This is a genomic window from Nocardia sp. NPDC003269 (assembly GCF_042888005.1).
Lineage (GTDB): Bacteria > Actinomycetota > Actinomycetes > Mycobacteriales > Mycobacteriaceae > Nocardia.
Window position 1 is genome coordinate 81976 of the sequence record NZ_JBIAPA010000006.1, and the last position, 19547, is coordinate 101522.

19 protein-coding genes are annotated in these 19547 nt (G+C 70.2%); 4 read left to right on the forward strand and 15 right to left on the reverse strand.

Annotated features, from left to right (window positions below; all coding sequences use genetic code 11):
• Window positions 1–8 precede the first annotated feature (8 nt).
• The 8 genes from ACFYWJ_RS32950 to ACFYWJ_RS32985 form a co-directional block, all read right to left on the reverse strand.
• The gene (locus ACFYWJ_RS32950; RefSeq protein WP_378832926.1) at window positions 9–554 is read right to left on the reverse strand and encodes an ATP/GTP-binding protein; all 546 of its coding nucleotides are present in this window, start codon (window positions 552–554) and stop codon (window positions 9–11) included.
• A gap of 43 nt (window positions 555–597) precedes the next feature.
• On the reverse strand, window positions 598–1038 hold the full coding sequence (locus ACFYWJ_RS32955) for a DUF742 domain-containing protein (protein WP_355281634.1): 441 nt from the start codon (window positions 1036–1038) through the stop codon (window positions 598–600).
• Window positions 1035–1463, reverse strand: coding sequence for a roadblock/LC7 domain-containing protein (locus ACFYWJ_RS32960; RefSeq protein WP_355281632.1), 429 nt, complete (start codon window positions 1461–1463; stop codon window positions 1035–1037). The genes ACFYWJ_RS32955 and ACFYWJ_RS32960 overlap by 4 nt, the downstream gene beginning before the upstream one ends.
• A 29-nt stretch (window positions 1464–1492) precedes the next feature.
• Window positions 1493–4258, reverse strand: coding sequence for a nitrate- and nitrite sensing domain-containing protein (locus ACFYWJ_RS32965; RefSeq protein ID WP_355281629.1), 2766 nt, complete (start codon window positions 4256–4258; stop codon window positions 1493–1495).
• A gap of 377 nt (window positions 4259–4635) precedes the next feature.
• Window positions 4636–5658: a hypothetical protein gene (locus ACFYWJ_RS32970; RefSeq protein ID WP_355281626.1), complete on the reverse strand. Its 1023-nt coding sequence runs from the start codon at window positions 5656–5658 to the stop codon at window positions 4636–4638.
• Between the two features lie 46 nt (window positions 5659–5704).
• Window positions 5705–6211: a hypothetical protein gene (locus tag ACFYWJ_RS32975; RefSeq protein ID WP_355281624.1), complete on the reverse strand. Its 507-nt coding sequence runs from the start codon at window positions 6209–6211 to the stop codon at window positions 5705–5707.
• A gap of 40 nt (window positions 6212–6251) precedes the next feature.
• Window positions 6252–7019: an alpha/beta hydrolase gene (locus ACFYWJ_RS32980; RefSeq protein ID WP_355281621.1), complete on the reverse strand. Its 768-nt coding sequence runs from the start codon at window positions 7017–7019 to the stop codon at window positions 6252–6254.
• Window positions 7016–8383, reverse strand: a complete 1368-nt coding sequence (locus tag ACFYWJ_RS32985) for a TerD family protein (protein WP_355281841.1) — start codon at window positions 8381–8383, stop codon at window positions 7016–7018. Before ACFYWJ_RS32985 ends, ACFYWJ_RS32980 begins: the two co-directional genes overlap by 4 nt.
• Window positions 8384–8588: 205 nt before the next feature.
• Between ACFYWJ_RS32985 and ACFYWJ_RS32990 the strand changes: the two genes are divergently transcribed.
• Window positions 8589–9461: a tyrosine-protein phosphatase gene (locus ACFYWJ_RS32990; protein ID WP_355281619.1), complete on the forward strand. Its 873-nt coding sequence runs from the start codon at window positions 8589–8591 to the stop codon at window positions 9459–9461.
• Between the two features lie 56 nt (window positions 9462–9517).
• On the opposite strand, the gene pheT is transcribed toward ACFYWJ_RS32990, so the two are convergent.
• A complete protein-coding gene (gene pheT, locus ACFYWJ_RS32995) occupies window positions 9518–12019 on the reverse strand; it encodes a phenylalanine--tRNA ligase subunit beta (RefSeq protein ID WP_355281617.1) in 2502 nt (833 codons plus the stop codon).
• An 18-nt stretch (window positions 12020–12037) separates the two neighbouring features.
• Entirely contained in the window at window positions 12038–13099 is a 1062-nt protein-coding gene (gene pheS, locus ACFYWJ_RS33000; protein ID WP_355281614.1) for a phenylalanine--tRNA ligase subunit alpha, read from the reverse strand.
• Window positions 13100–13814: 715 nt separating this feature from the next.
• Between pheS and ACFYWJ_RS33005 the strand changes: the two genes are divergently transcribed.
• The gene (locus ACFYWJ_RS33005) at window positions 13815–14219 is read left to right on the forward strand and encodes a hypothetical protein (RefSeq protein ID WP_387163667.1); all 405 of its coding nucleotides are present in this window, start codon (window positions 13815–13817) and stop codon (window positions 14217–14219) included.
• Between the two features lie 57 nt (window positions 14220–14276).
• Here the strand turns inward: ACFYWJ_RS33005 and ACFYWJ_RS33010 are convergent, their stop codons facing one another.
• On the reverse strand, window positions 14277–15710 hold the full coding sequence (locus ACFYWJ_RS33010; RefSeq protein ID WP_355281608.1) for an MFS transporter: 1434 nt from the start codon (window positions 15708–15710) through the stop codon (window positions 14277–14279).
• A 131-nt stretch (window positions 15711–15841) separates the two neighbouring features.
• Here ACFYWJ_RS33010 and ACFYWJ_RS33015 point away from each other — a divergent pair, with 131 nt between their 5' ends.
• On the forward strand, window positions 15842–16396 hold the full coding sequence (locus ACFYWJ_RS33015) for a TetR/AcrR family transcriptional regulator (RefSeq protein WP_387208275.1): 555 nt from the start codon (window positions 15842–15844) through the stop codon (window positions 16394–16396).
• Between the two features lie 7 nt (window positions 16397–16403).
• On the opposite strand, the gene ACFYWJ_RS33020 is transcribed toward ACFYWJ_RS33015, so the two are convergent.
• The 4 genes from ACFYWJ_RS33020 to infC all read right to left on the reverse strand — a co-directional run bounded on the left by ACFYWJ_RS33020 (window position 16404) and on the right by infC (window position 18629).
• Complete coding sequence (locus tag ACFYWJ_RS33020) at window positions 16404–17201, reverse strand: RNA methyltransferase (RefSeq protein ID WP_355281603.1); 798 nt, start codon at window positions 17199–17201, stop codon at window positions 16404–16406.
• A gap of 35 nt (window positions 17202–17236) precedes the next feature.
• On the reverse strand, window positions 17237–17623 hold the full coding sequence (gene rplT / locus ACFYWJ_RS33025) for a 50S ribosomal protein L20 (protein WP_019046423.1): 387 nt from the start codon (window positions 17621–17623) through the stop codon (window positions 17237–17239).
• Window positions 17624–17722: 99 nt separating this feature from the next.
• The gene (gene rpmI / locus ACFYWJ_RS33030; RefSeq protein ID WP_218716546.1) at window positions 17723–17920 is read right to left on the reverse strand and encodes a 50S ribosomal protein L35; all 198 of its coding nucleotides are present in this window, start codon (window positions 17918–17920) and stop codon (window positions 17723–17725) included.
• A gap of 31 nt (window positions 17921–17951) precedes the next feature.
• Window positions 17952–18629 (reverse strand): translation initiation factor IF-3, encoded by a 678-nt coding sequence (gene infC / locus ACFYWJ_RS33035; RefSeq protein ID WP_355281839.1) that lies wholly within the window; start codon window positions 18627–18629, stop codon window positions 17952–17954.
• 359 nt (window positions 18630–18988) lie between these two features.
• Here infC and ACFYWJ_RS33040 point away from each other — a divergent pair, with 359 nt between their 5' ends.
• Window positions 18989–19330 (forward strand): DUF1844 domain-containing protein, encoded by a 342-nt coding sequence (locus ACFYWJ_RS33040; RefSeq protein ID WP_355281600.1) that lies wholly within the window; start codon window positions 18989–18991, stop codon window positions 19328–19330.
• The last annotated feature ends 217 nt before the right edge of the window (window positions 19331–19547 follow it).

Genomic DNA, 19547 nt, shown 5'->3' on the forward strand with positions numbered 1-19547 from the left:
GGGGTGGGTCAGCTCACCTCCCGGTGCCGGGGCTGGACGCGATGCAGCAGGACCTGTTCGAGCAGGGCCACCAGGACATCGCGGACCGAGTCGCGGTCGCGCGCGTCGCAGTCCAGCACGGGGATCCAGTCGTCGAGGCCGAGGGCTTCGCGGACCTCGGTCAGGTCGAAGCGGGTGGCGTCGTCGAAGCGGTTGACCACGACGACGAACGGGGTGTCGTGTTCCTCGAAGTAGTCCAGCACGGGATAGCAGTCCTCGACCCGGCCGGTGTCCACGACGATGACCGCGCCGAGCGCACCGTCGACGAGGTCGTCCCACAGGAACACGAAACGGTCCTGCCCCGGGGTGCCGAACAGGTACAGGATCAGCGACTGGTCCAGGGTGATCCGGCCGAAATCCAGCGCGACGGTGGTGGCGGTCTTCTCGGCGCGGCGGCCCGGGTCGTCGACGCCGATCGACACCTCGGTCATCGACGCCTCCGTCACCAGCGGCTCGATCTCGGAGATGGCGCCGATGAAGGTGGTCTTGCCGACGCCGAAGCCGCCGCTGACCACGATCTTCACCGACGACGGCATCGCCGGTGCGGCGGTACGGAATTCAGAGTGCGCGAACAAGATCCCTGATCCTCTCGATGGCGGCGGTCGACAGTTCCGGGGCGTCGCGGACCGACACGTGGCCCGCCGCGGCCAGGTCGCTGACGATCACCTTGGCGATGCCGACCGGAACCCGCAGGGCGGCACCGATTTCGGCGATGGAGTGCGGTCGCAGGCACAACTGCACGACGGTGCGTTCCTCGAACCGCAGCGGCGCCGACAGCGCGGACGGCGGTGCCTGCACGAGGGTTTCGATGCGCAGCCCGTCCAGCACCGGGACGGTGCGGCCCGCGGTGACCACGAACGGCCGGACGAAGCGATCGTCGACGTCCTCGCTGTCGGTGGGCGCCACCGGGACCGGCGGTAGCTCCTCGCGCCAGCCGGTCGGGCGGTTCATCGGGATCATGCGCGGATCGGGCAGCCGGGGACGATCGGGATCTCTCATCTGCGCAACGACTCTCGCAGTTCGCCGATCAGCCGCGGGTCGAGCAGCGAACCCGCGCGTTCGGCCAGCACCGCCATCTCGTAGCCGACCAGGCCGACATCGCAGCCACCGTCGGCGATCACCCCGAGGCAACTGCCGTCACCGAGCGCCGAGACCAGCAGGAATCCGCGCTTCATCTCGATCATGATCAGCTTCAGGCCGTCGAAATCGTAACTGCGCGAAGCACTGCGGGCGAGGCTGGACAGGCCCGACACCATGGCGGCCAACCGGTCGGCGCCGGTGCGGTCCAGGCCGTCGGACATGGCGATGAGCAGCCCGTCGGAGGACACGGCGACAGTGTCGCGCACGCCGTCGGTGTTGCGGACGAAGTTGCCGAGCAGCCAGTTGAAGGTGTGGGGATCGGCGGTCGGTAGATGGGTGGTCACCGGGAGCTCCTGTGGTCGGGTCCGATCGGTCAGTGGGTCGGATCGTGCGGGGTGGTACCGGGTGTGGTGTCGCCGCCGCGTTCGTGGCCGGTGCGGAACGACGAGAGCATGGTGCGGGTCTGGTCGGGGGTCCGCTCGACGACCGGCGGCCGGTCCTCGCGGAGCACCGGTTCCCGGCGCGGACGGTCGGGCGAGCCGGTGATCTTGGCACGCTTGCTGCGCTTCACCAGGCCGTTGCGGGTGCGTTCGACGGCGGCGGGGCCGGTCGGGTCGACGGCCGCCAGGTCGTGCCGGATACCCGGCGTCGGCGCGTCGGCGCGCGCGACCTCCGCGGAGTCACCGTGCGCCACGCCGTTGCGGCCGCGGTCGGTGGTAGGAGTCGTGCTGGGGCGCACCGGGTGCGCGCCCGGCGGGTGCACGCCGTTGCGCACCCGATCCGCGCCGGGGGCGCCGTTCGTGCCGAACGACGCCGGTCCCACACCGTTACGCGCGCCGCTCGGGTCGGCGGATGCCGGTGCTCCGCCGTCGCGTGGGTGATCGCCCGCGCTGGGGATCGCCGGGGCCGGATCGTTCGGTGTGCCGTGGTAGCCGATGGCATTGGTGGTGCTGCTGAGGAACTGCGCGTAGACCGAATCGCCGGGGGCGGCAGTGCCGTTGAGCGGAGCGGAGTCGGGGTTCCGGCTGTGCCGCGATCGGTCGGGCGCGTCGAACCGCCAGTGCTCCGCGATCCCGTTCGGCGACGGCGACCGGGAATCGTCCTGCACGACAACGGCTCCGGCGACGTCCGGCGCGACGGCCGTGCCGTTGCGCCCCGGCGGCACGTCCGCGCGGCCGGATTCCGGCGCGCCGGAGCGGTCCCGGGCGGCGGCCGGTTCGGCCGGGCGGGCGCTCTCGTCGACGAGAATGCTCGGCGGCAGCAGCAGGCGGGCGACGATGCCGCTGACCGGGGAGGTGTTGAGCTCCACGTCGATGCCGAGGCGGCCGGCCAGCCTGCCGACGACGTAGTGCCCGAGGTAGCGGGTGGAGGCGACGATGAAGTCCTGTTCGCCGCGCAGCCGCGCATTGGCCTCGGCGAGCTGGTCGGCGGGCATGCCGACACCGTGGTCGACGACGGCGAGCAGATACCCGCCCGCCACCTTGCGGCCGTAGACCTCGACCTCGAGGTCGGGCGGGGAGAAGGCAAGGCCGTTCTCGATGAGTTCGGCCAGCACATGGGCGAGTTCGCTGACGACCGCGCCCGCGATCGCGATGTCGTCGACCCGGCGCAGCACCACCCGGCGGTAGTCGTCGACCTCCGACAACCCGGCCCGGATGACATCGGTGAGCGCGATCGGCTCGGCCCACCGGCGCGGGCTCGCCTCACCGACGAGCACCAGCAGGCTCTCCGCGTTGCGCCGCATGCGGGTGGCCAGATGATCGAGTTCGAACAGGTTCGACAGCGCCTTCGGGTCGAGTTCCTCGCGCTCGAACTCGCTGATCAGGCCGAGCTGCCTGCGCACCAGGTTCTGGTTGCGGCGGGCCAGGTTGGCCATCGACTCGGTGGTGTTGCGCCGCACCAGCGCCTGCTCGGAAGCCAGGTCGAAGGCGGTGGACTGCACCCGGTCCAGCGCACCGGCGACCGCGCCGATCTCGGCGCCGGCGCCCGGCGGCGTGCGCACGGGCGCGGGCGGTTCGGGGCGGCTGTCGGCGGACCCGCGCCACGCGGCGATCACCTCGGGCAGCCGGCTCGACGCCACGTCGTCGGCTTCGGCGGCGAGCCGGGCCAGCGGGCGGACGATGGCCCGGATACTCGCGAACACCAGTGCCACCTCGGCGGCGATCGCCAGCAGGGCGGCCAGCGCGAAGCCGGCCAGGATCAGCGCGGCGTCGCGGCGCAGGTCTTCGGCGCGGGCACGCACGTCGTCACCGACGGCCTGCTGCACGACGCGCTGTTCGTCGATGACGTCGGTCATCCGCGACCACCACACCGCCGGGTCGACCAGCTGGGTCAGCGGACCCGCCGTGGAGGCGATCGCGACGTTCTCCGATTCGGCTGCCAGCGTGGCGCTCTCCCCCGCCATGACCGCGTCGAGCCGGTCCTGCTGGGCGGGCGTGGCGTCGCGGTCGAACTGGGTGAGCGCGGCATTGCGGGCGGCGCGGATATCGAGGAACTGCACGTACTCCCCCGGCCCGAACTCCCCGGCGGCGAACACACCGTTGAGGAAGCCGCGCTCCCGCGCGGTGAACTCCTTGGCGTCACCGAGGGCGTAGAGCGCCTGCAAGCCGTGCCGCACCGCCGGATCGCGAGCCTGGTCCAGGCCGAGCGCCAACCGGTTCATCGCGTCGATGCTGTCGGAATAGAACTGGAAGGCCGCCGGGCGCGAGACCGTGCGGGTATCGATCTGCGAGCGAACGCCGGGCAGACCGGCCAGATGCCCCAGCGCCGAGCGGACCTCGCCCGCGCCGGGCGGATCGGCCGCGATGATGCCAGCCAGATTCCGCAGCGCCGCGTCGGTGCCCGCCCGCTGCTCGGTGACCGGCGCCACCAGCCGCTGGTCGCCGCCGAGCAGACCGTTGCTCAGGCCGCGTTCGCGCTGCACCTGGTGCACCAGGTCCTGGGCGGCCAGCGCCACCGCGACCGCGTCGACGGTCTCGCCACTGCGCCGGAAGGCGCTGATCTGCCCCGCCATCGTCAGGCCGAGCAGGGCGAGCACCAGCACCAGCGAGACGGCCAGGATCCGGGCGAGCTGCCCGGAGATGGTGCGCGGCCGGATCAGCCTGCCGCCCGCGGCCTGCCGACGGGAATGTGAACGCACCACCTGCTCCTTCGAAACACCGGCGGGTGGATTTCCCGGCGGCCCACTGAAAGTCAGGTGTCAACTTGCACTGCCCGGACGGCAGGGTCAATCCGGGACAGCGTAAGAACGTGTTTCGTGCACTGATCTCAACATGCCGGAAATCAACGGGGCTTTCTGTGTCCGAAAGCTCACAGCCCCCACCGCAATTGCGTGACCGGCCCGTTCGATGCGCGACACATAGCGACTGATAGCGGCCGTGACGCCGCCCACATTTCCGGCGACGCGTTTCCGGTGCCCGACCGGAAACGCGCGCGCGTCAACCGCTCCGAAATGAACGATAGCGAGACGAAATACGAATCCCCGGGTCATTCCGGAATTTCGAGACCGAACGGTGATTACTCGCCGGCGAGAATGCCGAGCACCTGCTCGGAGAAGAAGAACGGCTCGAGCCGCTCCCGGATCAGCCCGGCCAGCACACCGTTGCGCTTGGCCGACTCGATGACGGCGGGACCGTAGCGCAGGATCTCGGTGCCGATGTCCTCGGCGCTCAGACCGAGTTCGGGCAGCATCGACGCGAGCGTGTGCTTGCTGTACTTGTCGTAGAACACCTCGACGCACTCGCGCACGAGCATGCCGAAGTATTCCTTCTCCCTGGTCGTCACCGCGATCTCGTAGCAGATCTGGACCAGTTCGTTGAGGTCCTTCTGGGTCAGGTACTCGCGCAGGCCGGCCACCGGCTCGTCGGCGTGCAGGTCCCAGAACTCCATGGCCGCCGAGTGCACCGGCGCGTCGCGCAGCATGTCGCGGATGGCGTTGTTGGTGCGCTTGAGCGCGAACAGGGCGCCCTTGCCCGCGAGGTCACCGACGAAGGTGTTGTCGGCGACCTTCTTGGCGCGGTTCGCGGCGGACTGGCCCAGCGACATCAGCGAGGAGACGCCGGGGATCTTCTCGGCGCGTTCGCGATTGGCCTGCATGAAATCGCCGATCAGCTTGTCGACGAAGCGGGCCGCGACGGTGGCCACCAGCGGGCTCTCGGTGAGCCGGTCCAGGATGCGCTCCTGGGCCTGGTGCATGCCGAAGATCTTCTCCAGCAGCGCCTCCACCGGCTCCCGGTCGACGACATCGCCGAGGGTGTACTCGGTGTTGGCGGCGATGTGGTCGTAGATCGCGTCGGAGAAGATGCCGACGGTGTCGGCGATGACGGGGCTGCCGCCGATCCGGTCGAAGACCGTCGCGACGGTCTCCTCGCCCTGTTCGAGCGAGACCACGTCACCGAAGACGATGGTGTCGCCGACGGCCAGCACCGCGGCCACGTCGCGCGCGATCACCTCGGCGAACCGTTCGCCGGTCACCTCGGCGAGCAGGAACTCGACCTGCGCGTCGAGTAGTCGTTCGGCGATCTGGCGCGCCTGCGTCATCGGGTCCACCCATCACGGTCGTTGCATCGGACGGGAGACCTTGCGGCTACTTGTCGTCGGCTCCGGAATCGTTGCGCTGCATCGATTTCCGGATCTGGTCCAGACGCTCGCGCGCGGCTTTCTCCCGCGCCTCCCACTGTTCGTCGGCACTGCGACCCGCGGGGGTCTGCCGGTCGAGCTCACCCATTCCCTGCGCGGTGCCGAAGCGCTGCTCGACCTTATCGCGAACCGCGTCGAATGTCGGCACTCCGGAAGTGGAATACCCGCCGGTCGCAGTGGGTGCGGCCGTTCCGGGCAGGCCATGCGGTACCGGCGGTACCGGCATGGCGCCTCCGACCTGCTCCGATGCGACGGACACCACATCGGCGTCCAGGACATCCGTGTCCAGAGTCACAGGGACACCGGTCTCGGCATGACCGGCCTCGACCTGGGCGAGCGCGGCGGCGACGGCGCCGAGGCCGGGCCGCCCGGCGACGGCGGCCCGCAGCACCGACACAAGTTCGGCGTCCGGCAGCGCGGCCAGGTGACCGAGGATCTCGCTCGTTTCGCTCATACCGCCAGGCTACGCAGACCGGTGCGACAGGCCCAGGCGATCAGGCCAGGAAGGTGTCGGTCCATTCGACGATGCGCCGGGGCCACGCCGGGCCCAGCGCGTCGATGACGTCGTTGTGACCCGCGCCGGGCACGACGACCAATTCCTTCGGCTCCCCGGCCGCGGCGAACAGGCGCTCGGCGTGACGCAACGGGAGCAGTTCGTCCCGGTCGCCGTGGAACATCAGCACCGGCACGCGGAGTTCGGCGATCCGGCGCAGGCTCGGGTACGCGTTCGGGATCAGCGGCGCGGGCAGGAACGGATAGACCGAGCGGGCCGCCGCGCGCATGCTGCTGAAGGTCGACATGAGCAGCAGGCCCGCGGGCGGGTGCTCGGTGGCCAGCTCGAGCAGGACGCCGCCGCCGAGCGACTTGCCCAGGTACAGCACCCGCTCCGGGTCGACCCCGGGCTGGTCGAGCAGGGCGGCGCGGACCGCCCTGGCATCGAGATAGGTGCCCTGCTCCCCCGGCGCGCCCGTGCTGTGGCCGAAACCGCGGTAGTCGAAGGCGAGCATGTCGAAACCGGCCCGGACCAGCAGCGCGATGATCGGCACCCGGTCGCCGATGGTGCCCGCGTTGCCGTGCGCGTAGAGGATGTGCCCGCGCGGGCGGTCGGCGCGCACGAACCAGCCGTGCACGTCGACGCCGTCGGCGGTGCGCATGGTGAGATCGCGGTAGTCGAGGCCGAAGGCAGCCGGGGTCTGGGCGACATGCTTGTCCGGGTGGTAGACCAGCGCGTTCATGACCCGGGTCGCGGGATGTCGGATCACTTGCCGCGGCCCGCCTGGAAACCGAAGTCCCAGTGGTAGAGCCGGGCGATCTCCACAACGCCGCCGCCCGGCTGACCGGCAGGCGGCCGGACGAAGGTGCCCTCGCGCCGGACCACCAGCTCGCCGTTCACGTTCTCCAGCACGGCGAGCACGGCGTCGCGGGAGTTGTCGGTGCAGCCGTCGAGGGTCATCTCGATCGGCGCCGAGTTCGCCGGGTGCAGGGTGACGGTGGCGTGCACGCCGCGGAAATCGCTCGCGCCGTCGTAGATCGAGGCGAACACCAGGATGCGGCGGAAGAACCGGGTGTAGTCCAGATTGATCGAGAGGTTCTCGCCGGTGATGCTGGCGCCGGTGCGGTCGTCCTGGTCCAGGTGGATGAACGGCGGTTCGTACAGCGCGCCGAACCGGCGATCCAGCGCGCGCACGGAGCCGATCGCACCGTTGACCAGCTCGAAGAAGCAGCACAGATCGAGGTCGATGTTCTTGCCGCGCAGCTTGCCGAACAGGCGACCGGACGCGGCCATCGAGGTCCAGTTGAGGTTGACCCGCATGACGCCACCGGTGGCACCGTGCTTGGTGAGCGAGACCGAAGGCGCTTCCTTGGTGAGCGAGACCTTGCCCAGGTTCACCGGTGGCGCTGTGGGCGGGGCAGAATTCTGCCCTTGCGGCGCGAAGTGCTGCTGACCCGCAGGGTACTGCTGCGGTGCAGAAGGCTGCGGCTGGTTCGGCTCGGCCGGAGCGAACGGCTGCGTCGGCGGCGCGGAGGGCTGCCCGGCCGGCGGGTACGGCGGTGGGGCGGGCGCGAAGTGCGGTGGGGCCGGTTGCGGTCGGGCCGAGGGTGGGGTGGGGGCGTCGTCGACGGTGATGCCGAAGTCGGTGGCCAGGCCGGCGAGGCCGGAGTCGTAGCCCTGGCCGACGGCGCGGAACTTCCACGCGCCCTGGCGGCGGTACAGCTCACCCAGGACGAAGGCGGTCTCGGTGGTGGCCCCGGTGCTGTCGAAGCGGGCGACCTCGGCGCCGGTGGCCGCGTCGAGCACCCGGATGTAGAGGCCGTGGAACTGGCCGAAGGTGCCGCCGTCGGCGGAGGCGGCGAGCACGATCGTCTCGATCTGCGGCTCCACCTGGACCAGGTTCACCGACAGCGTGTCGACGACGATGTCGCCCTGCTGTTTTCCTTCGTGGCGCACCGCGCCCGATGGGTGCACGGCCTGGTTGTAGAAGACGAAGTCGTCGTCGGAGCGCACCTTCGCACCGGCCAGCAGCAGCGCGGACGCGTCGGCGTCGGGCACCCCGGCCCCCGACCGCCACCCGAGTTCGACGCGGACGGCCGCAGCGGGGACCGCGACATTGGCGCCTTTCATCATCGACACACCTGCCAACCTAGCCCGCCCACTCGCCCCGCCCAAGCCGCGCGGTCGCGGCGGCGGGGTGAAACACCCGATCTCGGTGACCGGGTCGCGAGTCCTGTTGGACGGTGCCCCGTTCCGGGAAGCAGCGGAGAGGCGGCCGGGCGCCCCTAGCGTCTCGCGAATGAGCAATTCAGTTGTAACGCGGAAGCGGAAGTCGTTGTTGTCGTTGGTATCCGTACCGCTGATGGCCGTCGGGCTGGTGGCGGTGGGGTTGGTCGGCACGGCCGACGCCGCCCCCGGCGGGGGCGCGCCCACCCGGATCGACCTGCAGGGCGCCGCCAACGTCCGGGACCTGGGTGGGTACATCACCTACGACGGGGCGAAGGTCAAGTCCGGCAAGCTCGTTCGGGCCGACGCGCTCGCCAAGCTGACCGATGCCGATCTGCAGAAGCTGGCGGCGCTGAAGGTCGGGAAGGTGATCGACTTCCGGACCCCGGCCGAGATCCAGTCGATGGGGGCCGACAAGCTGCCCGCAGGCGCCGCGCTGGTGGCCCGGCCGATCGACGACGGCGGCATGTTCGTGAAGATGTACCAGGCGATCTCGTCGAAGGACCCGGTGCAGCAGCAGAACATGCTGGGCGACGGCAAGGCCGAGCAGATCATGCAGAACGTCTACCTCAACTTCTTCACCCCCGACGCGCTGGGGAAGTTCGGGCAGTCCGTCCGCGATCTCGCGGACACCGGGAACGCCACGCTGTACCACTGCACCGCCGGTAAGGACCGGACCGGCTGGCTGTCCTACGTGACGCTGCGCGCCGTCGGCGTGCCGGAATCGGTGGCGCGGCAGGACTACCTGCTGTCGAACCAGTACCGGGCGGCGGCGGACGCCGCACTGCGGGCCCAGCTGAAGCAGGCGGGCATCATGCAGAACCCGGATCTGCTGATTCCCCTGCAGGAGGTCCGCGACGACTACCTCGAGGTCGCGCTCGCGCAGATCGACGAGAAGTTCGGGGACTTCGGCAAGTACCTCACCGACGGACTCGGGCTCGACGGCTGGACCCTGATGAAACTGCGGAAGAACCTGGTGTCCTGACCAGAGGAACGACGAAGGCCGCCCGGCGGGATGCCGGGCGGCCTTCGCGCGGTGGATCAGCCGCGCAGTTCGGCGCCGACCGCGGTGCCCGCCGCGGCGACGGCGGCATCGCGCGCGGCGCTGGCCTCGTCCTCGGTGAGGGTGCGGTCGGTGGCGCGGAAACGCAGGGCGTAGGTGAGGGACTTGCGGCCCGCACCGGCCTGGGCGCCCTCGTAGACGTCGAACAGCGCGATGTCCTCGAGCAGGTCGCCACCGCCGGTGCGCAGCGCCGCTTCGACGCTCGCGGCCGGCACGGCCTTCTCCACGCTGACCGACACGTCCTGCAGAACGGCGGGGAACGCCGACACCGTGGGCGCCGGACGGGCCTGGGTCAGCGGCAGCGCGTCGAGGTCGAGTTCCAGCGCGCAGGTGCGCGGCGGCAGACCGGCACGCTCGAGCACGGCCGGGTGCAGCTCGCCCGCGTGGCCGACCACGACACCATCGACGACCAGTTCCGCGCAGCGGCCCGGATGCCACGGCAGGTGCACCGCGGCCCGGCGCTCCACGGTGACACCGGCGGCGTCGGCGACGGCGTCGACCAGCGCGAAGGTGTCGGCGGCCTCGGCCTGGCGACCGGGCCCCCAGGGTCCGCGCGGGTCACGCTTGCCGCTGAGCACGGCGGCCACGTGCACCGGCTGCGCGGGCAGCGACGCGGTGAGCTCGGCGATCTGCTCGTCGGTGGGGCGCCGGTCCACCGGCAGTGCCTCGACCGCGTGGGTCCCAGCGCCGGGCAACACGACCTGGGCGATGCCGTAGATCGTGAGGTCGCGGGCGCCGCGGGAGATGTTGCGGGCGGCCACTTCCAGCAGACCGGGCAGCAGCGTGGTCGCCAGCTCGGGCCGCTCGGTGTCGAGCGGGTTCAGCACGCGGGTGGTGTTGCGGCGCGGGTCGCCGGCGTCCAGGCCCCACACGTCGAACACCCCGGCGGGCAGGAACACCGGCGCGGGCACCTCGACGCCACCGGCGAAGGCCAGCGCCCGGCTCACGGCCCTGCGCCGTTTCTGCGCGGCGGTCAGGCCGCGACCGGCGGGCGCGGACGGCAGCACCGACGGGATCTGCTCGAGACCCTCCAGGCGCAGCACCTCCTCGACCAGGTCGGCGGGCTGGGCCAGGTCGGGCCGCCAGCTCGGCGGGGTCACCAGCAGCTGGGTCTTGCCCGCGTCGTTGACCTCGATCTCGACCCCGGCGCCGATCTGGGCGAGCCTGCGCACGGCGGTACCCGCCGGGTAGGTGACGCCGGCGACGCGGTCGGGCAGGTCGATGTCCATCGCGATCGGGGCGACCGGCGCGAGCGGCACCCGGATGTCGGTGAGCGTGGCTTCGATGGTGCCGCCGGTGATCTCGGCCAGCAGCGTCGCCGCCCGGTCGAGCGCGACGATGTTGATCTCCGGGTCGACGACGCGCTCGTAGCGCTTGCCCGCCTCCGAGACCAGCTTGTGCCTGCGCGCCGTGCGGTACACCCGCAGCGGGTTCCAGGTCGCGGCCTCGAGCACCACGTCGGTGGTCTCCGGGCCGACCTCGGTGCTCGCGCCGCCCATCACACCGGCCAGCGAGACGACGCCGGAATCGTCGGCGATCACCACGTCCTCGGCGTCGAGGGTGCGCTCGGTGTCGTCGAGGGTGCGCAGGGTCTCGCCCTTGTGCGCCGAGCGAACGACCAAGCCGCCGTTGAGCTTCGCCGCGTCGAAGGCGTGCAGCGGCTGGCCCAGTTCGAGCATCACGTAGTTGGTGACGTCGACGGCGGGCGAGATCGGGCGCATGCCCGACAGCATCAGCCTGCGCTGCAGCCACAGCGGGCTCACCGCGTTCGGGTCGATCCCGGTGACCCGCCGCGCGCCGAACCGCGTGCACTCGGAGTCGGCCTCGAGCCGCACCGGCCACGCCGTCGCGTCGCCGTCGGGCAGCGTCCGCACGGCGGGGTCGGCGTATTCGAGGTCGAAGCCGCAGGCCAGCTCACGGGCCAGGCCGCGCACCGAGAAGCAGTAGCCGCGGTCGGGGGTGATGTTGAGCTCGATGATCGTGTCGTCGGTGCCGAGCAGCACGTTCGCGTCGTCACCCGGCTGCGCCGAGCCGGGCTCGAGCACGAGGATGCCGTCGTGATCCTTGCCGATGCCGAGTTCGGCGACCGAGCAGATCATGCCGTTGGAGGTGTGCCCGTAGGTCTTGCGGGAGGAGATCTTGAACCCGCCCGGCAGCTCGCCGCCGGGCAGCACCACGACCACCAGGTCGCCGACCGCGAAATTGCGGGCGCCGCAGACGATCTCCTGCAACTCGGGGTTGCCGACGTCGACCTTGCAGAAGCGGATCGGCTTCTTGAACTCGGTCAGCTCGGTGATCTCGGCGACCCGGCCGACGACCAGCGGCTTGTCGATGTCACCACCGATCGGCTCGAGCTTGTCGACCTCCTCGACCTCCAGGCCGACGCGGACGAAACCGGCGTCGAGCTCTTCGGCGGACACCGACCATTCCGGGGTGGTGCGCTGCAGGATCTCGGTCAGCCAGGACTGCGCTACTCGCACGTGACTTTTCGCTCTCTCTCAGGACCGGATACCGAAGGGCAGGGTGAACCGCACGTCACCCTCGACGATGTCGCGCATGTCGGGGATGCCGTTGCGGAACTGCAGCGTGCGCTCCATGCCCATGCCGAACGCGAACCCGGAGTACACCTCGGGATCGATGCCGCTGGCGATCAGGACCTTCGGGTTGACCATGCCGCAGCCGCCCCACTCGACCCAGCCCGCGCCGCCCTTCTTGTCCGGGAACCACACGTCGACCTCGGCCGAGGGTTCGGTGAACGGGAAGTAGTTGGGGCGCATACGGGTTCGGGTGTCGGGGCCGAACAGCGCGCGCGCGAACGCGTCCAGGGTGCCGCGCAGGTGGGCCATGGTCAGGCCCTTGTCGATGGCCAGACCCTCCACCTGGGAGAACACCGGGGTGTGGGTGGCGTCGAGCTCGTCGGTGCGGAAGGTGCGGCCGGGGCACACGACGTAGATCGGCAGCTCGCGTTCCAGCATCGAACGCACCTGCACCGGGGAGGTGTGCGTGCGCAGCACCTGGCGCGAACCCTCCGGGGCGATGTGGAAGGTGTCCTGCATGGTGCGCGCCGGATGGTCGGGCAGGAAGTTGAGCGCGTCGAAGTTGAAGTGCTCGGTCTCGACCTCGGGCCCCTCGGCGACCTCCCAGCCCATGCCGACGAACACGTCGGCGATCTGCTCGGAGATGACGGTGATGGGGTGGCGGGCACCGACCGGCTGACGGCGCGCCGGCAGGGTGACGTCGATCTTCTCGGCCACCAGCACGGCCTGATCGCGCTCTTCCAGCAGCGCGGCGCGGCGCGCCTCGAACGCGTCGGACACGCGCTTGCGGGCGACGTTGACCCGCTTGCCCGCGTCGGCCTTCTCGTCCTTGGGCAGCGTGCCCAAGCCGCGCTGAGCGAGCGCGATCGGCGACTTACCGCCGATGTACTCGGTCTTGGCGACCGCCAGCGCATCCAGATCAGCCGCAGCGGCGAACGCCTTCTCGGCCTCCGCTGCCGCTGCCGCGAGTGCCTCCTCGGTCAGCAAGGCGTTCTGCTCGACTCCACTGTTGTCGTCGGCCACGATCGTTCGACTCTCCCCTGGGGATCGGTTCACGGGTGCGTCATTGCCTACCCGTATCGGTGCTGCATAAATCCTATGGGATCGGCTTCGCGCGATTCATCCGGATTACCGGCGGCGCGATCGAGACCGTGCTAGCGCCCACCGGAAGGTCCCGATATGGACCTACAAGTCCAGGTCAGACAGCCTTCCCCGGGCCCCGACCAAGATCGGCGACTCGCCGGGAAATCGTGGGAACCGAATCGCTTCGAGTCCCGTCCAACCGTTCATACACATCAGCGTGTTCGACTCGAGAACAGGACGACTCGATGCCGGAACAGACTTGCGATTCGACCCCACCCCCGGGCCCCCGCACCCGCCGGACGGCCCCGGGCAGCGGACTGGCCCTGTGCGGCCTGGGCATCCGAGGCCACCGCCACCGTCACTTCCCCCGCGCGGCGGGCCCCTGCCCCCAGCGACCGATCGGGCCGCGGGAAACCGAGCCCGACCAGGGCGCTTCCCCTCGACCGGAGGACCTCGGTTGACGGCCGATCCGACGTCACGGACCCGGCGCACCGCGGCGGGGAGCGGGCTGGGCCGGTCGGGTCTCGGCGTCGGGTCCACCCGCCGACCACTCCGGAGCCTGGAGTTCCGGTCGTGCCCGGACGGTCCCGTCGAGCCGGGAACACCCACGCCCGGACGATCGTGGGCCACGCCGGGACGGCGGGCCGAGCCCTGTGTGCCCCGGTTGTATGTGCGGTTCCAGACCGCACATCCGGATCGGTGGGGGCGGTTTCCCGGTGTCTTCGCGCTGGTGGACGGCTTGTCGGCGGCGGGGCGGTTGACGGTCGCGCAGGAGCGGTTCCGGCGCGTCGGCAACGAGTGGTTGACCACGCACCTGGTGAATCCCTATGCGCCGCACCGGCAATCCGACGGTCGGCGGCTGCACCCGCGGGCGAGCGCGTGGTTCACCTCGACGGCCGCGGACGCGATCGACCGGGTCGGTGGCTACCTCGACATCCTCGACGAGCACGGGATCGCGTGGGCCCGGCTCGACACCGATACGCCGGGCGTCATCGTCTACGACGATCCGCGGCAGGTCCTCGCCGTGCCGGACGGGTCGAACGCCGCCGATCGGCGGTGACCAGGCGGACACGGCGCTGGTCCGCGCACCGGACGGCACGCGGACCAGCGCCGCGGATCAGGCCGCCCTGGTCGCGTGCCGGGGCAGGAAGACCGCGATGACGGCCGCGACGGCGACCAGGCCCGCGCCGACCCAGACCGCGGGGACGAGGCCGTCGACGTAGGACTGCGGATCGGTGTAGGCGCCGTAGGAGGCGAAGACCGAGGCCAGGATGGCGATGCCCATGGCGACGCCGACCTCGCGGACGGTGCTGTTGATACCGGAGGCCATGCCCTGGTCGTCGGGGGCGGCGCTGTCCATCACGATCGTGGACGACGGGGCGAAGGTCAGGCCCATGCCGATCCCGCCGAGCACGAAGGGCGCGACGAAGTTGATGTAGGGCAGGTCGACGGTGATGATCAACGCCATCCACGCCAGCGAGAGCGCGAGGCAGACCTGCCCGGCGGCGATGAGGAGCCGGGGTCCGACCCGGTCGATCACCAGGCCGGCCAGCGGCGCGACGACCATCGGAACCATGGTCCACGGCATCGTGCGGATGCCCGATTCGAGCGGCGAGTAACCCTGCACCACCTGGAAGTACTGGGCCAGCAGGAAGATCGCGCCGAACACCCCGGCGGAGAACGCGAAGGAGACGAGGAAGCTCAGGCTCAGGCCACGGGAGGCGAACATGTGCAGCGGGAGCATCGGATCGGTGGTCCGGTTCTCCCAGACCACGAAGCCGGCGAGCAGCAGACCGCCGCCGATCAGCGCGGCGAGCACGGCCGGTGCGGTCCAGCCGTCGTCGGCACCGTGGATGACGCCCCACACCAGGGCCAGTACGCCGCCCGCCGAGAGCACCAGGCCGACGAGATCGAGCTTGCGCGCGGCGCCGAAGGACTCGCCGAGCATGCGCGCCGCGAACGGCATCGCCAGCAGGCCGACCGGAACGTTCAGCCAGAAGATCCACTGCCAGTTCAGCCCGTCGACGACCGCGCCGCCGACCACCGGACCGACCGCGATGCCCAGGCCAGCGATCCCGCCCCAGATACCGATCGCGGCGCTGCGCATCCGCTCGGGGACCGCCGCCGCGAGCAGGGTCAGCGACAACGGCATCACGGCCGCGCCGCCCGCGCCCTGCACGGCGCGCGCCGCGATGAGCATCCACGGTTCGGTGGCCATGGCACAGGCCGCCGAGGCGACGACGAACAGCGCGATACCGGCCAGGAAGACCCGGCGCCGCCCGATCCGGTCACCCAGCGCCGACGCCGTCAGCAGCAGTGAGGCGAAGGACAGCGTGTAGGCGTTGACGAACCACTGCAGGTCCGAAAGTGACGCTCCCAGTTCGGTTTTGATCACCGGTAGGGCGTTCGTCACGACGAGGTTGTCGAGCGTCACCATGAACATCGGCACGGCGACCGCGGCGATGACCGCACCGAGCGGCTTGGCCTTCGCGCCCGCGTCGGGCGGCGTCTCGGCGGTGGACGTGCCGCCTGGATCGAGTGTTTGCGTCATCTCTCCGAGCCCCTTGGTTGTTATTCACTGATAACTAAGCCCAATGGTTATGCATCGGCTGATAACATGTCAAGTGAAAGGGGACTGACCAGGAGGTGGACAACCGGATGGACGGCACGACCAGAACGCGGATGACCGCGTCGCAGCGCAGCGCCCAGGTGCTCGCCGCCGCCGTCCAGGCATTCGCCGAATCCGGTTATGCCGCAACGAAAACCGACGAGATCGCCCGGTTGGCCGGGGTATCCCAACCCTATGTGATCCGGTTGTTCGGCACCAAGCAGCAGCTGTTCATCGCAGTCCTGCACGAGGTCTGCGCCCGCATCGAGCAGGTCTTCCGCAGCGCGGAGATCGAGCCCGGCGCCGACACCGCCACGGCGCTGCAGGCACTCGGCAAGGCCTACGAGGTCTTCCTCGAAGAACGCGTCCTCCCCCTCAACCTGCTGCACGGGGCCGCCGCGAGCGCCGATCCCACCATCGGCGAGCACATGCGCGAACGCTTCGGCCGGATCTACCGGCTGATCGGCGAACTCACCGGCGCCGACACCACCGAATCACGCCGCTTCGTCGCCAGCGGCATGCTGCTCACGATCATGACCGCCATGCAGGTGGCAGGCGCGGCCGCGATCCCGCTCCCCTGGGCCACCGAGATTCTCGACGACATGCGCGAGAGCGTCGACCCGTGCTGAGGCGGTACTAGCGCGCGTGCTGGACGCGCGCGCTCGCGTAGAGGCAGATCGCCGCGGCGGCAGCGAGATTCAGGCTCTCGGCCCGGCCGTGGATGGGAATGCGAATGCGGTGATCGGCTCGCGCCGCGACGGCGGGGTCGAGGCCGTGGGCCTCGTTGCCGAAGAGCCAGGCGACCGGGCCCGCGAGGATCTCGTCGGCGGAGTCCAGATCGACCTCACCGTTGGCGGCGGTGGCCAGGATGGTCACGCCCGCCGCGGAGATCGCGTCCAGGGTGGCGCCGATGTCGCGACTGCGCGCGATCGGCACGTGGAACAGGCTGCCCGCGCTGGCGCGGACGCCTTTGCCGTTGTGCGGGTCGACGGTATCCCCCGCCAAGACCACGCCGTCGGCGCCGACCGCGTCGGCGACCCGGATCAGGGTGCCCGCGTTGCCGGGCTCGGCGATCTCGACCGGCACGGCCAGCATCCGCGGCCCGCGGTCGAGGATGTCGGCCAGCGGTACGTCGACGAGGTCGCACACTGCGACCAGACCGGGCGCGGTGACGGTCTCGCCGAGATGCTCGGCGGCGCGATCACTGACCAGCGTGGTGCGCACACCATCGGCGGCGGCACCGGCGATCAGCGCGGTCTCGCGCCCGGCGGCCGCGACCGAATAGAACAGCTCACGGACGCGGCCGGTCTCCAGCGCGGCAGTCACGGCATTGGCGCCCTCGGCCAGGAACTGGCCGGTCTTGCGGCGCTGCGCGGCGCGCTGGAGCTTGACAGCGGAAACGACCCGCGGATTGCGCTCGGAGAGCGCGTCCACGGGTCGTTCCGACAGATCGCTGTGTGTCGTCAAGCTCAGGCAGCGGTGGCCGGGGCGTTGACGTCGGCGGGCAGCGCGGCCTTGGCGACAGCGACGAGGCCGGCGAAGGCCTCGGCGTCGGAGACGGCGAGCTCGGCCAGGATCTTGCGGTCCACCTCGACACCAGCAGCCTTGAGGCCCTGGATGAAGCGGTTGTAGGTGATGTCGTTCAGACGCGCGGCGGCGTTGATACGAGCGATCCACAGCTTGCGGAAGTCACCCTTGCGCGCCTTGCGGTCGCGGTAGGCGTAGGTCAGCGAGTGGAGCTGCTGTTCCTTGGCCTTGCGGTACAGGCGCGAGCGCTGGCCCCGGTAGCCCTTGGAGGCCTCGAGGATGGAACGGCGCTTCTTCTGAGCGTTGACGGCCCTTTTGACGCGTGCCACTTTTCAGTCCTTGATCATCTGGGGGCGCGACGGCGCCCGAGTTCGGTAGTTGTCGGCGTCCGGTTGTCCCGGCCGCGGAATCGTCAGGTTGCGACGGTCTCAGGCGAGACCGAGCAGCCGCTTCACGCGGGGGGCGTCGACGGCAGCGACGGACTCCGTGCCTTCCAGACGACGAGTCCGGCGGGTGGCCTTGTGCTCCAGGAGGTGGCGACGGTTCGCCTGCTCGCGAAGCAGCTTGCCACTGCCGGTCACCTTGAATCGCTTCTTGGCGCCGCTGTGGGTCTTGTTCTTCGGCATGGATTCCTCTATCTAGTCGTTGAAATCGGTGTTACTGCGGGTCGGCCGGCGCGGCCTGCTCGGCGGGCGCCGGGGTCTCGACCAGCGCAGCCGGCTCGGCACTGGCGGGACCGGTCGGCAACGGACGCGCCGGGGCCGATTCCTGCTGTGCCTTCACCCGCGTCTTCGCGCCCTTGTGGGGAGCGAGGACCATGGTCATGTTGCGGCCGTCCTGCTTGGCCGAGGTCTCGACGAAACCGAGTTCGGCGACGTCGGAGGCCAGACGCTGAAGCAACCGGAAACCGAGCTCGGGTCGCGACTGCTCACGACCACGGAACATGATCGTGACCTTGACCTTGGACCCGGCCTCGAGGAAGCGAACGACGTTGCGCTTCTTGGTCTCGTAGTCGTGGTCGTCGATCTTCGGGCGGAGCTTCTGCTCCTTGATCACGGTCTGGACCTGGTTCTTCCGGGACTCGCGCGCCTTCTGCGCCGTCTCGTACTTGAACTTGCCGTAGTCCATGATCTTGCAGACCGGCGGACGGGCATCGGGTGCCACCTCGACCAGGTCGAGATCGGCTTCGAGCGCGACGCGTAGTGCATCTTCAACACGCACGATCCCAACCTGTTCGCCGCCGGGTCCGATCAGACGAACCTCGGGAACACGGATGCGATCGTTGATGCGGGTCTCAGTGCTGATGGGGCCTCCTAGGTCAAGCGGTGTCGTCATAACGACCGCATGCAATAACTGCAACCCCTGTTTCAACACGAGAGCCCCGCTGCGGTATTTCTCCGCGACGGGGCCCGATGTCGACCGATCGCCCACAGCCGATGCCCTCGCGAGCTCGCTGTCGACCCCTGCGTGGCAAGCACACAGGAAACCCGCCACATCGGGCGGGTGACCGGGACCGATTGCCGGAGTACGATTGCTCGTCGGCAACGGTGGGAGTCGGGCTCCACTTATCTGCCCCAGAGCTGCATGACACAACCAGGGGCGGTCGTCAGCGGAAAGTCTAGCATCGCATTCGGCTATCGCCGAATCGGCCTGGCACCGACAGCCCCCATCGGGGCCGCTATAGCCTTGTCGGCATGACTGACGAGCTCGATCCCCCCGTGCGCGACCTGGCCGACATCCCCGCCGTCGAAGTTATCAGCCGGGCCGCCGTGATGCTGATGAGTTCGGCCGCGGAGAAGCTGGGGTTGGCCGCCGACGACCCGCACTCCGGGGAGCACGTCGACCTCGACGAGGCCCGCCGGGTGATCACCGCGCTGGCCGGGCTGGTCACGGCGTCGGTGGAGTACCTCGGCCCGCACGCGGGCCCGATCCGCGACGGCCTGCAGGCGCTGCAGCGCGCGTTCCGCGAGGCCTCCTCGGTGCCGGACGCCCCGGGCGCAGGGCCGGGCGAGAAGTACACCGGGCCGGTGTACTGAGCCGGCTCACACAGACGAAAAGATCCGCCGGCGCACCAGCGCCGGCGGATCTTTTTCTACAGAGGCTTACGGGGCCGCTCTCAGACCGTGGGGGTCGTGGCGGGCGGCGTGCCCGGGGTCACGGCGATGGCCGAACCCGAGGCGATCGCGTTGGCGAGAGCGGTGAAGATGCTGGCGAGGCCGGCGCTTCCGGTTTCCATGCTCAGTGGTTCCTTTC

What these genes read in the sequence shown, in the direction of transcription:
- ACFYWJ_RS32955 (WP_355281634.1), bottom strand. Translation starts at nt 1,038, where the DNA reads ATGAGAGATCCCGATCGTCCCCGGCTGCCCGATCCGCGCATGATCCCG.
- ACFYWJ_RS32970 (WP_355281626.1), bottom strand. Translation starts at nt 5,658, where the DNA reads ATGACGCAGGCGCGCCAGATCGCCGAACGACTACTCGACGCGCAGGTC.
- ACFYWJ_RS32975 (WP_355281624.1), bottom strand. Translation starts at nt 6,211, where the DNA reads ATGAGCGAAACGAGCGAGATCCTCGGTCACCTGGCCGCGCTGCCGGAC.
- ACFYWJ_RS32985 (WP_355281841.1), bottom strand. Translation starts at nt 8,383, where the DNA reads ATGATGAAAGGCGCCAATGTCGCGGTCCCCGCTGCGGCCGTCCGCGTC.
- ACFYWJ_RS33010 (WP_355281608.1), bottom strand. Translation starts at nt 15,710, where the DNA reads ATGACGCAAACACTCGATCCAGGCGGCACGTCCACCGCCGAGACGCCG.
- ACFYWJ_RS33015 (WP_387208275.1), top strand. Translation starts at nt 15,842, where the DNA reads ATGACCGCGTCGCAGCGCAGCGCCCAGGTGCTCGCCGCCGCCGTCCAG.
- rpmI (WP_218716546.1), bottom strand. Translation starts at nt 17,920, where the DNA reads ATGCCGAAGAACAAGACCCACAGCGGCGCCAAGAAGCGATTCAAGGTG.
- infC (WP_355281839.1), bottom strand. Translation starts at nt 18,629, where the DNA reads ATGACGACACCGCTTGACCTAGGAGGCCCCATCAGCACTGAGACCCGC.
- ACFYWJ_RS33040 (WP_355281600.1), top strand. Translation starts at nt 18,989, where the DNA reads ATGACTGACGAGCTCGATCCCCCCGTGCGCGACCTGGCCGACATCCCC.